This is a genomic window from Henriciella barbarensis (assembly GCF_003576345.1).
Lineage (GTDB): Bacteria > Pseudomonadota > Alphaproteobacteria > Caulobacterales > Hyphomonadaceae > Henriciella > Henriciella barbarensis.
Window position 1 is genome coordinate 84693 of the sequence record NZ_QWGB01000004.1, and the last position, 16095, is coordinate 100787.

Annotated in this window: 14 protein-coding genes; 5 read left to right on the forward strand and 9 right to left on the reverse strand. The window is 60.6% G+C overall.

The window, feature by feature from the left end:
* Window positions 1–4: 4 nt before the first annotated feature.
* A complete protein-coding gene (locus tag D1224_RS01670) occupies window positions 5–2251 on the reverse strand; it encodes a S9 family peptidase (protein ID WP_233350349.1) in 2247 nt (748 codons plus the stop codon).
* A 177-nt stretch (window positions 2252–2428) separates the two neighbouring features.
* Between D1224_RS01670 and ettA the strand changes: the two genes are divergently transcribed.
* From ettA to D1224_RS01685, 3 genes are all read left to right on the forward strand, one after another.
* On the forward strand, window positions 2429–4096 hold the full coding sequence (gene ettA / locus D1224_RS01675) for an energy-dependent translational throttle protein EttA (protein WP_119378206.1): 1668 nt from the start codon (window positions 2429–2431) through the stop codon (window positions 4094–4096).
* Between the two features lie 92 nt (window positions 4097–4188).
* Entirely contained in the window at window positions 4189–4959 is a 771-nt protein-coding gene (locus tag D1224_RS01680) for a phosphatase PAP2 family protein (protein ID WP_119378207.1), read from the forward strand.
* 110 nt (window positions 4960–5069) lie between these two features.
* Window positions 5070–6323 carry a sensor domain-containing diguanylate cyclase gene (locus D1224_RS01685; RefSeq protein WP_182482124.1) on the forward strand — a complete coding sequence of 418 codons (1254 nt, stop codon included), beginning with the start codon at window positions 5070–5072 and terminating at the stop codon, window positions 6321–6323.
* Here the strand turns inward: D1224_RS01685 and D1224_RS01690 are convergent.
* The 4 genes from D1224_RS01690 to D1224_RS01705 all read right to left on the reverse strand — a co-directional run bounded on the left by D1224_RS01690 (window position 6320) and on the right by D1224_RS01705 (window position 8874).
* Entirely contained in the window at window positions 6320–6691 is a 372-nt protein-coding gene (locus D1224_RS01690) for a hypothetical protein (protein WP_119378209.1), read from the reverse strand. The genes D1224_RS01685 and D1224_RS01690 overlap by 4 nt on opposite strands.
* Window positions 6692–6729: 38 nt before the next feature.
* Window positions 6730–7485: a VOC family protein gene (locus D1224_RS01695; protein ID WP_119378210.1), complete on the reverse strand. Its 756-nt coding sequence runs from the start codon at window positions 7483–7485 to the stop codon at window positions 6730–6732.
* 42 nt (window positions 7486–7527) lie between these two features.
* Entirely contained in the window at window positions 7528–8190 is a 663-nt protein-coding gene (locus D1224_RS01700; protein WP_182482125.1) for a hypothetical protein, read from the reverse strand.
* A 66-nt stretch (window positions 8191–8256) separates the two neighbouring features.
* Window positions 8257–8874: a hypothetical protein gene (locus D1224_RS01705; protein ID WP_119378212.1), complete on the reverse strand. Its 618-nt coding sequence runs from the start codon at window positions 8872–8874 to the stop codon at window positions 8257–8259.
* A gap of 79 nt (window positions 8875–8953) precedes the next feature.
* On the opposite strand from D1224_RS01705, the gene D1224_RS01710 reads away from it, so the two are divergent.
* Window positions 8954–9448 (forward strand): c-type cytochrome, encoded by a 495-nt coding sequence (locus D1224_RS01710; protein WP_119378213.1) that lies wholly within the window; start codon window positions 8954–8956, stop codon window positions 9446–9448.
* Window positions 9449–9499: 51 nt separating this feature from the next.
* Here the strand turns inward: D1224_RS01710 and D1224_RS16715 are convergent, their stop codons facing one another.
* From D1224_RS16715 to polA, 3 genes are all read right to left on the reverse strand, one after another.
* Window positions 9500–9625 carry a hypothetical protein gene (locus tag D1224_RS16715; RefSeq protein ID WP_267897069.1) on the reverse strand — a complete coding sequence of 42 codons (126 nt, stop codon included), beginning with the start codon at window positions 9623–9625 and terminating at the stop codon, window positions 9500–9502.
* Window positions 9626–9829: 204 nt separating this feature from the next.
* On the reverse strand, window positions 9830–10600 hold the full coding sequence (locus D1224_RS01715) for a GDSL-type esterase/lipase family protein (RefSeq protein ID WP_182482126.1): 771 nt from the start codon (window positions 10598–10600) through the stop codon (window positions 9830–9832).
* A gap of 684 nt (window positions 10601–11284) precedes the next feature.
* Window positions 11285–14077: a DNA polymerase I gene (gene polA, locus D1224_RS01720; protein ID WP_119378215.1), complete on the reverse strand. Its 2793-nt coding sequence runs from the start codon at window positions 14075–14077 to the stop codon at window positions 11285–11287.
* A gap of 171 nt (window positions 14078–14248) precedes the next feature.
* Here polA and D1224_RS01725 point away from each other — a divergent pair, with 171 nt between their 5' ends.
* On the forward strand, window positions 14249–15391 hold the full coding sequence (locus tag D1224_RS01725) for a histidine kinase dimerization/phosphoacceptor domain -containing protein (protein ID WP_119378421.1): 1143 nt from the start codon (window positions 14249–14251) through the stop codon (window positions 15389–15391).
* Here D1224_RS01725 and D1224_RS01730 read toward each other — a convergent pair.
* Window positions 15381–15983, reverse strand: coding sequence for an EF-hand domain-containing protein (locus D1224_RS01730; protein WP_119378216.1), 603 nt, complete (start codon window positions 15981–15983; stop codon window positions 15381–15383). The two genes, D1224_RS01725 and D1224_RS01730, sit on opposite strands and share 11 nt — an antisense overlap.
* Window positions 15984–16095 lie beyond the last annotated feature (112 nt).

Consider the following 16095-nt stretch of genomic DNA (forward strand, 5'->3'; position numbering starts at 1 on the left):
TTGCCTATTCCTTGAGCTGCCGGTTCAGGAACGCCATGCGGGTCTTCATCAGATGGGTCTGCAGGGCCTGGCCGCGGATGCCGTGGCGCTGGCCGGGATAGGTCATTAGCTCGAACAGAAGGCCTTTCTCCTGCATCTCTGCCATCAGCCTTGTCGTATTGTCGAAAGTGACATTGTCGTCGGCCATGCCGTGGACGAGGAGGAGCGGCGGCAGCGCGGCTTCCAGACGCTCAAGATGATAGAAGACCGATGATTTGTCATAGCCGTCCGCATTGTCCTGCGGCGTGTCCATATAGCGCTCTGTGTAGAAGGTATCATAGAGCGACCAGTCGGTGACGGGCGCGCCAGCAACGGCGGCGGCGAACGTGCCTTCCGGGGCCTGCAGGATCGTCATCAGCGTCATGTAACCTCCATAGGACCAGCCCTGGATGGCAACCCGCTCAGCATCGACGAAGGGCTGGGATTTCAGCCACTCGACGCCTTTCAGCTGGTCGCGCACTTCCGGCCCGCCGGTCTGGCGATAGATGACGTCCTCAAACGCCTTGCCCCGGTTCGCCATGCCGCGATTGTCGAGGCGGAAGACGACGAAACCCTGGCGCGCAAGATACTGGTCAGACAGGCTCTCCCAGTCGCGGTCTACCGTCTGTACATGCGGGCCGCCATAGACTTCAACAATGGCCGGATAGGCCTTCGAGGCGTCAAAGTCAGCGGGCTTCAGGATGGAATAATAAAGCGTCTGGCCATCTTCGGCCTCCAGCGTGCCAAACTCAGGCTCGGCATGGGCATCGAGATAGGGGGCGTAGGGGTGGTCTGCATTGAGTGCGTTTTCCTCGACCCATGCGATGAGTTCACCGCCAGCCGTATAGAGACCGGTCTGCGGTGACTGGTTCGGGGCCGATGAGGTGCCGACAAAGGACTGCGCATCTGGCGCCATGCTGACCGACCATGACTTGCCCGCTTCAGTGATGCGCTGAGGCTCACCGCCGCTCAGCGGAACTGAATAGAGGTGCTGCTCCAGCGGCGTGTCGGCATAGCCGGTGAAGTAGACGATGCGATTCTCCCGGTCGACGCTTTTGAGGCTATCGACAGCCCAGTCGCCGCTGGTCAGGAAGCGCAGCTCGCTCGCATTGCTGCCATCTGGCGAGATGGCGAGGTGACGGTAGCCGGTTTCCTCTGTGGTCAGCAGGATGCCTTCATCAAGGCCGACAAAGTCGTTCGAAAGGTTGACCCAGTTGCCTTGCGTCTCTTTCAGCGGAGACCAGACCCGCCAGGGCTTTCCATCGGTGCGGTTATAGCGGATTTCTGTCTGGTCGCGGTTGACCGTCTGGAACCAGAGGCTGCTGCCTGCCCAGTTCACCCGCGCAAGATAGGTGTCCGGCCCCACGCTGGTCAGGCGCGCATCCTCGCCGCTTTTCAGGTCATGGACGAAGAGTTCGACAAGCGCATTCGGCGTGCCAGCGCGCGGATAGCGCTGGTCGATGACCGTGGTTTCCTCGGCCTTGATGTCGAAACGTTCGATGATGTCGACCGTGCTTTCGTCGACCTTGGTGAATGCGATCTGGCGCTCATCCGGGCTCCACCAATAGCCCGTATACCGGCTCATCTCTTCCTGCGCGACGAACTCGGCCACGCCATAGGCGATGGCATTGTCAGGCTCGGCCTCCGGCGTGATCTGGCGTTCCTCGCCGCTCGCAAGCTCGATCACGAACACCGCGCCATCGCGAACGAAGCTCACATAATTGCCGCGCGGAGAGACGCGGGCATCATATTCGAAGGCCTCGGTCTCAGTCAGCTGGCGGGTCTGCGCGCCGTCAGCGCCAAGCGTGACGAGGTGAAGGTCCCCGCCTAGCGGCACGAGGATTGTATCGGACGTCCCCCAGTCATAATCCACGATGCCCTTGCGGCCGGCGATACGGCGGCGCTCACGCAGTGCTTTTTCCTCTTCCGACAGCTCCACCTCTTCGGGCTCCAGCAGGGTCGAGTCGACCAGCATCGATTGCGCGCCCGTCTGCACATCGAACTGCCAGAGGTCATAGCGGCTGGAATCATCCTCGCGCGCCTTGAGGAAGGTCACGCGGCCACCATCCGGAGAGTATTTCACGCCCGTTGGCGCAGGCCCGCTCAGTGAAGGCGAGGAATAGAGACGTTCGATCGTCAGCTCATTAGAGGCCATAGTGTCCTGTCCGGTCTGGGCGATTGCGGGGGAGGCGAAGAAGAAAGCGGCAGCAATGCCGGAAACGAGTGTACGCATGCCGGGCATACCTAGCGTGGTCCATTCACATGTCAGCCCCCGGAGCTGGTAGCCACCGCAGAAATTGAAGGTCTGGCGAAAACCTGCCCGCACACCTTCTACCTTGATCTTGAGGGCCCCCAGCGCCTACATCCCGGTTTCCAATTTCCATTCCAGATCAGCGAGCGTTCTCACCCCATGGCCGGTCAACAATACGTCTTCAACATGCAGGGCCTGACCAAGACCTATCCAGGTGGCAAGAAGGTGTTTGAAAACATCCACCTGTCCTTCCTGCCAGACGCCAAGATTGGTGTCGTCGGTGTGAACGGTGCGGGTAAGTCGACGCTGCTACGCATCATGGCGGGTCAAGACACCGAGTATAATGGTGAGGCCAACCCGGCACCCGGTACCAAGGTCGGCTACCTGCCGCAGGAGCCGAAGCTTGATGAGAGCAAGACGGTGTTCGAAAACATCGCTTCGCAATGTCCTGAGAAACAGATCTTCGACAAGTTCAACGAAATCTCGATGAAGCTCGGTGAGGAGTATACCGACGAGCTGATGGAAGAGATGACTGCCCTGCAGGAGCAGGTCGATCAGGCAGATGCTTGGGACATCGATTCCAAGATCGAGATGGCGATGGTCGCGCTTGGTTGCCCGGAAGGCGACGCGTCTGTCACTAATCTGTCGGGGGGTGAAATCCGCCGGGTCGCGATCTGTCAGCTGCTTCTGTCAAAGCCTGACATGATCCTGATGGACGAACCGACCAACCACCTCGACGCCGAGACGGTCGCCTGGCTGCAGAACTATCTCATCAACTTCCCTGGCTGCGTGATCCTCGTCACCCACGACCGCTACTTCCTCGACAAGATTACCGATTGGATCCTCGAGCTCGACCGTGGCCGCGGCAACCCTTACAAGGGCAATTATTCCGACTGGGTCGAGCAAAAGGCCAAGCGGATGGAGCAGGAAGCCCGCGAGGATGCTTCCAAGAAGCGCACTCTGGCAAAAGAGCTCGAATGGGTCCGTGCCGGCGCGAAAGCCCGCCAGACCAAATCCAAAGCGCGTATCCAGTCCTATGAAGAACGCGCCGCAGAGGCAGAGCGCGAGACCGTCTCGCACGCCCAGATCCGCATTCCGCCCGGCCCACGTCTCGGCAATATTGTCATCGAGGCCGAAGACCTCCGCAAGGCGTTCGGCAACAATCTTCTGATTGATGACCTTTCCTTCAAACTGCCCCCCGGCGGCATTGTCGGCGTCATCGGTCCGAACGGCGCGGGTAAGTCGACGCTGTTCAAGATGATCCTCGGTCTGGAAGAGCCGGACTCCGGCGCAATTCGTGTCGGCGATACGGTCAAGCTCGGCTATGTCGACCAGAGCCGTGACAAGCTGGATGACAAGAAGAATGTCTGGGAAGAGATTTCCGACGGGCTTGATGTGATCAATCTCGGCGGCATTGAAGTCAGCTCGCGCGCCTATACAGGTGCCTTCAACTTCAAGGGCTCCGACCAGCAGAAGAAAGTCGGCCTCCTCTCGGGTGGTGAGCGTAACCGTGTCCACCTCGCGAAGATGCTTCGCCAGGGCGCCAACTGTCTCCTCCTCGACGAACCGACCAACGACCTCGACGTGGAAACTCTGCAGGCGCTCGAAGAGGGCCTCGATGGTTTCCCGGGTTCTGTCGTGGTGATCTCGCACGATCGCTGGTTCCTCGACCGTATGGCGACGCACATCCTCGCCTTCGAAGGCGACAGTCATGTCGAATGGTTTGAGGGTGATTTCTCGTCCTATCTCGAAGACAAGAAACGCCGTCTCGGCCCTGATGCGGTGGAGCCGAAGAAGCTCAAATTCAAGAAGTTCCAGCGCGACTAGACATTCTCGGCGGGCTATCTGGCTGTCGTGTCCCGCTCGGGAGGCGCACAGCTAGTATTTGAAATATTCTTTCGGCCCGCCACTTCCTCCGTATGCGTCACACCAGATCACACCTTCTGCCAGCCGGCCTGGCCGCTATCGCTTTCATCGCCCTCGCGCTTGCCGTGATGAATGAGGCGATGCTGGTTTCTGTCGATCTGGCGATCAGTGATGCGGTGCAGGCCGCGCGCAGCCCGGCGACGGACTGGGTCGTCGTGCTGGTCACCCTGTTCGGTGATGCTGTCGCGCTGACGCTGATCGCCTCCACTATCGTGATCGCGCTCCTCCTGCGGCGGGCCTGGTGGCCAGCGGCGATGAGCGCCATTGCTTTCATTTCCACCCTGCTGATTGTGAAGCTGATCAAGCTCTTGATAGCGCGTGACCGGCCGACGGCTGATCTCTATGGCGGGGTCGAGAGCTTCAGTTTTCCGTCCGGCCACATGACCAACTCTGCCGTCATCTATGGCGCGCTCGCCATCTTTGCCGCCTATGCCTTGAAGGGCGTGGTGCAGAAGATGGCGGTGGCCGGCTTCATTCTGCTGATCGGTCTTATCGGGTTTTCGCGCGTCTATCTCGGTGCCCACTGGCCGACCGATGTGATTGGCGCTGTGATCCTCGCCAGTATCATGCTTTTTCTGATTGCATGGGGGTTTGACCAGGTGCCGAACACCGACCGGTTCGCCAGACCGTTCACGCTCGCCATCCTCGTCATGTTCGCGGTCTGGGCTGTCTATGGCTTTATCACGCTTGAAGTAGCCCTCGACATGTATGCGCTGGACGTCACACCTGAAGGCACGATCGAAGTCGAGCCGGTTGAAAAGTAAAGTATTTCAATTTTTCAGGTAACTTCGCCCTAACCTTACCGTGCGAGACAGAATGTAGCCGCACTTACCCTGCGGACGGTTTGAATCTTCGAAACTGCGAAGGGATGATCATGATCAATAACCTTACCAGAAAGGGTGAGGGGGGAAATCGAGAGGCCGGGGATGAAGCCAATCGGCTGGAAGCTCTCGAATCGCTGGGAATTCTCGATACGCCGCGCGAACCCGCGTATGATCGGATCGTCAGACTCGTGCGCGCATCCTTTGATTGCGACATGGCGCTTATCTCGGTGCTCGATGCCCATCGGCAATGGTACAAGGCGATCGAGGGTGCCGACATGGACGAGGTTCCGGTACAGGACACCTTCTGTCGGCGCACCATCAACATGGAGGGCCCGCTTGTCGTCGAGGATGCGGCCCAGCATCCCAACTTCAAGAACAATCCCTATGTCACGGCAGAGAACGGCGTCCGCTTCTATGCCGGTATCCCGCTGAAAACGAAGAACGGATTTTCTGTCGGTACGCTTTGCGCCGTGGATTCAGAACCTCGGGTCCTGCGTGAGGGTGATCTGCAATTACTGGAAGACCTCGCCACGATCGTTGTCGAGCAGATGGAGCTGCGCGAGCAGGCCATGACCGATGATTTGACCGGTGCGCTGTCGCGGCGCGCTTTTCGCTCAGAAGGGTCACGTCTTGCCGCGCTTGCGAGTCGCCACCGGCATCCGCTCCCCGTGATTTGCTTCGACCTCGACCATTTCAAGGCGATAAACGACACATTCGGACATTCCGCCGGCGATGAGGTGCTCAGAACGATTTCGCAGACCGTCCAGAAACGTATGCGTCGCAGCGACGTGTTTGCGCGATTGGGCGGTGAAGAATTTGCGGTACTCCTGCCAGAAACAGAGCGTCGCGGCGGTGTGGAAGTCGCGGAAGCCCTGCGTCGTGACATTTCTGCGCTGCGGTTCGATTTCGGTGGCAAATCCGTCAACGTCACAGCTAGTTTTGGCCTCGCAAGCTTTGATGGCCAGATCAATGATCTTGATACGCTGCTTCAGCGGGCCGATGCAGCCCTGTACCAGTCCAAAAAAGACGGCCGAAATCGTATCACGGCCTGGGGCGATGGGGACGTTTCTGTCAAAATCGCCCGCCGCCGCGTTCTGAAAGGCGGCAAGATCAGCTTCCGGAATGGCGGCTCAACGATAGACTGTACGGTCCGTACGCTTGGTCAGCAAGGTGCTGGCCTCGACATGATCGCAACAACCGATGTGCCCAACGAATTCAGGTTGCTTATCAAGGCCGATGGCTTGGATGCAAAATGTGAGGTGACCTCACGCACACGCACCCATCTGGAGGTGGAGTTCGTCTAGTCGCCGCGTCTGAAAGGCGAAGAGACAACGAGACGGCGGTCACGTTCTGCTTCCTGCGTTTCAGAGCTGGAGCTGGCAGCATCATCGCTGGCGCCAGGCAGATAGGTCTCGTTGCGCGCATAGACCGATGGCGACTGGTTTGGGGCCGCGGCGGCAACCTCGCTGCGCGGCACGATCTCGAAGCCGAGGAAACCAAGCAGGTAGTAGAAGCCGATACCCGTCAGGACAGCGGTCGCGAAAATGCGGACCAGGAATTTAAGGATCGCACCGGAAAAGGCCTTCACGACGATGGCGCTGATCACCCCGCCGCCAAGACCTGCTGTCGACGCGACCGCTGCCAGGTCGAAAAGCTCATTGAACCAGTCCATCAGATATCCCCCCTAAGACGCTGTGGCAGGGCGCGGTGCTAGCCAGCGCTCGCCGTTTCAAGATTGTTGAGTTCGAACCGCACCCCACCGATCACGACACCGTCCCCGTCACTGTGGAGGTCCAGCCTGTCGGCCCGCTCCAGCGCTTTCATGGCGTTGTGGAGGCTGATGCAGAAGGTCGACAGCGCCTCGCGCTTGCCGTCTTCGAAGATCAGCCGCTCATTCTCGTCCAGCTGGATACTGGTCTGGCCCTTATTGGTGGTGACCGGCTTGCCAATGGCAGCGGTCCAGCGCGAGGCGAGTGCGCGCGGGTCCGGGGCGCTGAAGATCGCGCCACCAATATGGCCTCTTACCGACTGTTTCTCCCAGTTCGGGCCGGCCCAGCGCCAGCTGTTCCAGGGCCGTGCCTCATCGAGGGAGAGGATCGCGGCGCCCACATCGGCCGGGTGGACATGGCTTGCGGAGATATCGTCGAGGTCGATATTCCAGACACGGCGGATACCGGCATTGTCGAGGCGGGCGCGCGCGTCTGCGAGGTCCTCTGTCTGCAAGATCGCCATATACCCGCCTTCGCCATGCTTATCGAGGAAGCGGCGAGCGGGCGCGTCGTCTGTGGTCGGGGCGACGACTTCGAGGAACTGATCGCCGATGGAGAAGACAGCGTTCTCGAGGCCGAACTCCTTCACGCCGGGGTCTGCAAATGGCTTGCCGAGGCCGAGGACGGTGCGGAGGTGATCGGCCGTCTCGAGGGTTTCGGCGGCGATAACGAGTTGGCGCATACGTATACGGGTCATGTATGCCCGGTAACATACATGGCAGGCGCGCGCCTAATGCTTTCAGAAAGAGGGCGGGGGACGACACCGGATCTGGACCGTCAGATCATCCAGCACGGCGGTCAGCCAGCCTGGTGTTTCACGGCCCCTGATGCCGGGTGGCCAGCCCGGACGCAGCGGTGTCAGGCGCGGACGGGGACCGTCACTCGACAGGGCCCGCGCGCGCCGCCGGGCGAGCCGCAGCGCGTGGCGCTCTGGTGCCTCAACGGCCTTCTGGAGCGCGGCGATCCGGCCTTCCAGTCGCGGCTTTGCAGGCGTGTCCCTCTGTGTGGGAGAGACAGCGATCAGACCGAGCACATCCACGATGCGCGGTCCGGCATGGAAGCGCCGTCCGCGCCCGGGCCTGCTGATTGAGGCAGCGCAGGTCGCCACCGGTTCAAACAGGACGAAGCCTGCAGAATGTCGGCGGCGGACAGGTTCAGGTCGCTTCTGACCGCCGCCGTCTCTCAACGGAGGCAGGTCCGCCTCCAGCCTGTCTGCGAGCAGAGTGATGATCCGCCGGGCAAGGGCCTCGGCAGGTCGCAACAGGCGCATGGCCCGCAGGCGCATGGCACGGTCACTGGCGCCAGCGCCTTCCAGCATCGCAGCAATGCCAGCGACCAGCGCGACGAGGCGCGGCCAGACCCGTGCAATCAACGGGGAGAGGTCAGTGACGGTGCATCCCATGGTGCAGTGACAGTACACGGGCAGCATTGGGGTAGGACGAACCTCACCTGATATCGGCGGCGCGGCCTATTCGGACCGGTAGTTCGGAACGATGTCGATAGCGAGTTCGCGCATTTTCTGGACGTCGCCTTGTGTCATACTTGGCTTGCCGTTGCGGTGCCAGGTCCAGAGGCCGTGCGCGTCGTTGAACGCGTTTGCCTGGCTGCTCTGCAGGACGCCATCCTTCTGCATCACCTCGATCAGGGCGGCGATCTCATTATTGGAAAAGCCAGCATAGCGGGTGCGGGTACGGCCATGGATGGTCGGGCTTGAGGCCCGGCGCTGAAGCTCGTCGCGGATGGCATACCAATGGTTCTTGAAAGTCTGCCGCATCCTTCCGGCTTCGTCGGTCACCTTCTCTTCCACGTCGCTACGTAGGTCGAACACGCTGGAGCGTAGCTGGCTGACAGCGCCGAGCGTGGCGCTCATCTGCTCTTCCATTGCCGAGAGGAGCGTACGGGTTTCTGCCTGATGATTCTCAATCGCTTCATTGGAGGCTTCCAACGCGGATTTCAGGTTCTTCACGCGTCCGCCAAACAGTGCAGCGCCAAGAAGGACGCCGAGCCCACCCGCCACGATCAACACCGCTGTCGAGATCAGCGATGCCTGCGCATCTGTCAGATTGATCCAGTACTCTTCCAGCATCTTGTCCCCCCGGCCGTCGATTTCTGGTCGAGATGTTCTTCTCGTTAAAAGCACGCGCGTCAAGTTGGGGGCATCCCGCATGGACAAGGCGGCCAGCGCGGATCAGGATGGGAACCTATCGCAAGTCTGGAGGGATGAGGGCATGAAGACGAGCTGGCGCGTGATGGGTGTTCTGGCGGCGGGGCTGTTGCCGCTTGCGGCCTGCGGAACGTCCGAGGAGATGGGGACGCCTGCGGCCGAACCTGTCGAAGAGGCGCCAAACCTGGCTGTCAGTGAACCGGTAAGCCAGGCTGAAGCGATGCAAGCGAATGAGCTGGTCGGGCAGGGCGAGGCGATTGCCGAAACGCTCTGCGCGGGCTGTCACGCCATCGGCCTTACCGGGGAAAGCCAACACGCGCAGGCCATGCCGTTCCGGGAGATCTCGTGGCACTATCCGGTCGAAGTGCTGGCCGAACCTTTTGGGGAAGGCATCATGGTGGGCCACCCCGAAATGCCGCAATGGCAGTTCGAGCCAGAACAGATCGACGCGCTGCTGGCCTATCTGGAAACCGTGCAGGTGCCGGAAGAGGGGTGAGGTCGGCTGATGCCCCATCCCCGCGCGACGGGGACAGGGCGAGCGGGGCGCCTATTTCTTGCGCTGGTCGAAGACGTTGCTGACGCCGGTTTTCACGGACGGGTTTGACGCGTTGGTCTTCGGCTTTTCCTGCTTGGGCTTGCGGATTTCGCGGTTTGATTTCTGCTGTTTCGCCATGGGAATTGGTCACTTCTCTTGCATCGCAGCCAGCGATGCGGATTGCCCCTGTTGGCCGGCGCGCGGAATGCGCGATCAGGCAGGGACAGCGCCGGTTGGCTTTGCGGATTTTAGTGTGAAGTGGGCCGCAAAAGGCGTGATTAAGATATCGGGCCGGGCGAGGGCGAATGCAATGGGAATGTGCGGGCGGCTAGTGTGGCAGGCCTAATCGCAGCCTGCCGCTGTTGGACGCTCCGGGTCGGCCAGCGCTTCTGAGATGACTTTCGTCCAGATGTCATAGCCTGCCGCGTTCATGTGCAAGCGGTCGCTGATGAAGAGGTCCTTCGGCGTGTCGCCGTCCATCATCGGTTCAGTGATGTCGATAAATATCAGGTCATCGCGGGTCTCGGCATAGTCCGCGATGAGACGGTTCGCGGCGGTCTGGGTCTCAAGCTGGCCCAGCCGCGCGATCGAGGGTTTGATCGAGACGAAATAGACGGGTGTGTCGCCGAGTGTCGCCGTCTTCTTGTCGAGAAAGGTCTGGAAGGATGCCAGGATTTCGTCCGGGGACGCGCCCGCGCTAACGTCATTTTCGCCAGAATAGAAGACGATCTCGTGCGGCTGATGCGGCGTTATCAGAATGTCGAAATACGCGGTCGCATGGGCGATGCCTGAGCCGCCAAAACCGCGATTGACGGCATCGAGTGCGGGAAAGTCCTCTTCCAGTGTGAACCAGAACCGGATGCTCGAGCTGCCCGTGAAGACGGTGCTGCAAGCGGCAGGCGGCATGACTTCGTCCTGCACGAGGAAATTGTACATTTCCGACACGAATGGCGAGCTGCGGGTGAGCGCGATTGGCGAGGCGATGGGGAGGGACGGGGCGGTTGTTGTGGTGGTCGTTTCCTCAACGGGCATTTCGCCGGTGGACTGACACCCGGCGACTAGAGCTGCGCTTCCAAGGCAGGCGGCGAGCCAGATCTGTGCGTTGCGTTTCATGGTTCGCGTTTCCTCGTCTTGTTTTACGCGAGTGTTCGCGGCCTCGGGCGGGAGGTCAAGTGGGACGCAGAGCGATGAGCCATCGTTCTCCCTTCTCCCTTGGGAGAAGGGCCGGGGATGAGGGGGCGCGGCATCTGCAGGTTTGGACAGGGACGGCAGTGATGCCTCATTCTCAGAGCAGGGGCCGGGGCATCGCTGCTGGCCAGGGCCCATATCGCAAGGGCAGTCCCCCTCACCCCTGACCCCTCTCCCGCGGGAGAGGGGAAGGTTCAGTGGGACATTAAAATCTCGCGTCACGCTCAGACCGCGCCCGCGGTCTGAGCGTCCATCTTCGGCTCTTGGTGTTTACGTGAAATTTAGTGGGCGGGAGAAGGACACTCAGATGGCTTCGCCATCGAGGGTGACGCAAAAAGGATGTGTGAATGCTTCATGCGAAACGTTTCCGAAGATACCTGCGCAGGCAGGTATCCGAGGTGCTCCATCCCGTTACTGCGTGATTTTGAAAGGGACCACCATGGACCCCTGTCTTCACAGGGGTCTTCGGGTGGGGGCGGTGTTGAGGGCGTTTGGTAGATGCCAGAAATTCTCCCGCTCGCCCCGGCGAAGGCCGGGGTCTCAAGCAATTGAAAATGCCAGACGGTGCCGCCCGAGATCCCGGCCTCAGCCGGGATGAGCGGTGTGTTTCTAATGCGCCTCCGCCCAAGTTTTCGCCGCGTTGGCATCCACGTCCAGTGGGACTGACAGGTCCAACGCCGGAAGCGGCGCTTTTTGCATGACGCGGCGGATGACGGCGATGGTGTCTTCGGCCTGGTCCTCGGGGCATTCGAAGACGAGTTCGTCGTGGACCTGTAGCAGCATCTTTGCGTCGAGCTTCTTGGCCGCCAGCGCGCCCGGCATTTCGATCATGGCGCGTTTGATGATGTCGGCAGCCGAGCCCTGGATGGGGGCATTGATGGCCTGACGCTCTGAGAAGGCGCGCATGGCGCCGTTCTTTGAGTTCATGTCTTTCAGGTGCAGCTTCCGGCCAAAGGCGGTCTGGACGTAGAGATTGTCCTTCGCGAACTCCTTGGTCTCATCCATGTATTTGCGGATGCCGGGGAATTTCTGGAAGTAGGCCTTGATATAGTCGGACGCCTCGCCGCGATCGATGCTGAGCTGGTTGGCGAGGCCGAAGGCGGAAATGCCGTAAATGATGCCGAAATTGATCGCCTTGGCGCGGCGGCGGACCATCGGGTCCATGCCTTCGATAGGCGTGTCGAACATCTCGGAGGCCGTCATGGCGTGAATGTCGAGACCTTCATTGAAGGCGGTCTTCAGCGCGTCGATATTGGCGATGTGGGCGAGCAGGCGCAGTTCAATCTGGCTGTAGTCCGCGCTGATGATGACATTGCCTTCGTCGGCGATGAAGGCTTCGCGGATCTTGCGGCCTTCCTCTGTGCGGATCGGGATGTTCTGCAGGTTCGGGTCGGTCGAGGAGAGACGGCCCGTCTGCGCGCCTGCCATGGAGTAGCTTGTGTGGACGCGTTTTGTGTTCGGGTTGATCGCGTCCTGCAGCGCCTCGGTATAGGTTGAGCGAAGCTTTGAGAGGGTGCGCCAGTCGAGGATGATCTGGGGCAGTTCGTGGCCTTCTGCGGCGAGGGTTTCCAGCTGGCTTGCGTCGGTCGACCATGCGCCGGATTTGGTCTTCTTGCCGCCGGGCAGGCCCATCTCTCCGAACAGGATTTCGCCGAGTTGTTTGGGCGAGCCCATATTGAACTCGGTACCCGCAGCCTTGTAGGCGGCGTCTTCATAGCCTGCCATGCGCTGCTGGAAGTCTGCCGAGAGGCGCGAGAGGAAGTCGCGGTCCACCTTGATGCCGTGACGCTCCATGTCGGCAAGGACGGGGATGAGCGGGCGGTCGAGCGTCTCATAGACGGTGGTGACCTTCTCCTTGTGGAGATAGGGCTTGAGGTAGGTCCAGAGGCGGAGCGTGACGTCGGCATCCTCAGCGGCGTATTCGGTGGCCTTGTCCAATGGGACGCGGTCAAAGGTGATCTGCTTCTGGCCGGAGCCGCACACTTCCTTGAAGGGGATGGGCGTGTGGCTGAAATAGCGTTCTGACAGCTCATCCATACCGTGGCCGTGCATGCCTGCATGCAGCGCGAACGAGATCAGCATCGTGTCGTCGACAGGCGCGACGTCGATGCCGTTGCGGCGGAAAACGGTGAGGTCGTATTTGAAGTTCTGGCCGACCTTCAGGACGGACGGGTCTTCGAGCAGGGGCTTGAGCGCGGCGAGCGCATCTTCCTTGCGGACCTGGCGCGGCGGGGCGGCGTCGAACATGTCATCACCGCCGGAATGGTCCGGGTCGATGTGGCCGAGCGGGATATAGGCGGCTTCATTGGGCGCGATGGCGATGGAGATGCCGACCAGGTCACAGGTCTGGCAGTCAAGGCTGTTGGTCTCGCAGTCGACACCGATTACGCCCGCCTCCTGGGCGCGGGCGATCCAGTCCTCTAGGGTCTTGAAGTCACGGATGCAGGTATAGGCTTCGCGGTCGAAGCCGATATCGGCGGCGGTGGTTTCCTCGATGACCCCGTCAGCCTCAAAGGTCTCGCGCACGCGGCGGGTGATGGTGCGGAACTCCATCCTTTCGAGGAAGTCGATGAGGGTTTTCGGGTCCGGGTCGCAGACAGCGAGGTCCTCGACAGGGACTTCGACGGGCACGTTTTCGTCAAGCTGGACGAGTTTCTTGGAGATGCGGACCTGATCGGCGAAATCGATCAGGGTCTGGCGGCGCTTGGGCTGCTTGATCTCTTCGGCGCGCTCCAGAAGCGTTTCCACGCTGCCATATTCGCCGAGCAGCTGGGCGGCGGTCTTCACGCCGATGCCGGGGGCGCCGGGGACGTTGTCTGTGCTGTCGCCGGCGAGCGACTGGACGTCGACGACAAGCTCTGGTCCGACGCCGAATTTCTCATGGACCTCATCAATGCCGAGGGTCTTGTTTTTCATCGTGTCGAGCATGGTGATCTTGTCGGTCACCAGCTGCATGAGGTCCTTGTCGGACGAGACGATTGTGACGCGCGCGCCTTTCGCGGCCGCCTGGCGGGCATAGGTGGCGATCAGGTCATCGGCCTCATAGCCTTCAAGCTCCAGCGCATGGCAGGCAAAGGCGATGGAGGCTTCGCGCACGAGCGGGAATTGCGGGCGAAGGTCCTCAGGCGGCTCGTCCCGGTTGGCCTTGTAGTCGGGATAGAGGTCATTGCGGAAGGTGTAGCTGCCCTTGTCGAAGATACAGGCGAAATGGGTCGGGCGCTCATCGCCCTTCAGCTCTTCCAGCAGTTTCCAGAGCATGTTGGAAAAGCCTGCGACCGCGCCGACCGGCAGGCCGTCAGAGGCGCGGCTGAGCGGGGGCAGGGCGTGGAAGGCGCGGAAGATATATGCGCTCGCATCGATCAGGTAGAGGTGGCTGTCTTCATTGATCGGCGCGGTCGGCATGGGCAGAATCCTTGTTGAACCCGACTGTTTAGCGATCCAGACGGTCTTGTGGTAGGGGCAACCGGGCACCTCAATGCAGCAGAGCTGACGCGCCCTGTATGGTGTTGCGGTATCAATGCGTGGTAGACGCGCCGAAACTTTTTGGAATTCAACGACCTCGGAACGGGAAATATGTCCGCGCAGCCCCATCCCCTGCAACGCCAGCGTATTGCGACGCTGCACCGCTACGAAATCCTCGACACGCCGCGTGAGCAGGACTTTGACGAGATCGTCGAGCTTGCCGCGAAGATCTGCGAAACGCCGATTTCAGTGGTCAACATGATTGATGAGCACCGCCAGTGGTTCAAGGCGGAAGTCGGCCTCGGGACGCGCGAGACGCCGTTGCCGACCTCGATCTGCTCCCATGTGATCCTGGAGTCCGACTTCGTGGAGATACCGGACACGCTGCAGGACCCGCGTACGGCCGACAATGAGCTTTGCCTCGCGCCGGAGGGCGGGCTGCGATTCTATGCCGGCTACCTGTTGAAGCCGCAGAATGGTTTGCCGCTCGGTACGCTGTGCGTGCTCGATAACAAACCGCGCAGGCTGACCGAATACCAGAAGGAAGCCCTGGGCATACTGGCCCGGCGGGTGATGCGGGAGCTTGATCTGAGACTGGCGCTGCGCGAGCACGAGATCCTGCGCAATGAGATGGACCACCGGGTGAAGAACTCGTTGCAGACGGTCGCCTCCTATGTCCGCGTTTACACGAAACAGTTCAAAAAGGGCGAGATTGACGCGGCCACGGTCCTGAATTCCGTTGCCAGCAAGATTGAGGCGGTTTCCGCCCTGCACGGTGCCCTTCACAAATCCGCTGATGGAAAGGTCGTGCCGCTGGATGACTATCTGGAGGATCTTGTGCGGTATATTCGCGATAGCCTGCCTGAGCGAATTTCAATTGATCTGCAGACGCTCGAAGCGGAGGTCACATCGCAAGTGGCAGGCGCTGTGGGCATTATTGTGAGCGAGTTTGTCGCCAATTCGGTCAAGCATGGTTTTCCCGATGACCGCGAAGGTCGCATCACGATCGAGGTGTGCGGGTTTGGAGATGACATGATGATCCGCTGTGCAGACAATGGCATCGGTGAGAGTGAAGACCGGTCGGCCCAGAAAGACGCCGCAGACCGACAGTCGAGAAACTCAGGGCTTGGCACAAAGATCGTGGAATCAGCCGCTTCGCGGATCGGGGCGGCTATCTCCCGGAGTTCCAGTTCCGAAGGTTACGTTCTTGAGCTGACCATCCCGGCGCATCGCAGGACGGCTATTAGCGCCTGAACTGCGGAATGGTTGATCCGGCCCGGGAGGTCAGTTCCCCGTCGAGAAGGTTGGGGAAGCGGTTCTTCTTTTCTTCAGGTGCCTTCAGTGCGGACACCTTTAGCACATCATCGCCGTCGTCCCTGTAGTCATTCCAGAGGTCGGAAATGACGGCGGAAAATTCCTCGAAGCTCACGCGGCGGTCGAGATTGGGATCGAAACGCACCGGGTTGGCCAGAGAGTTGTCACGGGTCGGCAGGCTACGTGCCCAGGCCTGCTGTTCGAGGGCTGTAAGCTCACCATCGCCATTCGCGTCAGCGTCCGCAAACGCCGATTCGATGCCAGCTGAGAGATCGGCGCGGCTGACGACGCCGTCTTCATTCGTATCGAAGGAAGCAAGAAGGCCGCCGCCAAGCTTCAGCTTGTCGGCCTGCAGACGTTCCCGGTCGCGCCGTGAGCGGACCTCACCATTGGCTGGCAGGCGCACAATTGCGTCTTCATCTTCGATTGTGACGTCATCCGTGCTGACTTCAGTGACCACCAGAAGATCCTGCGCGAGCGAGGGCAGGGCGCAGGCGAAAGCGATGAGGCCGAGGCTCAAAAAGCGGGGCATGAAGTCTCCAATCTACCAGCCCAGGACACAAACTAGCGTGGGCGTTGCAGAATTACCACAACCAGAATGCGTCATTAGTGCGGCTCGCCTGCTTGATCCCGACAGGACGCTG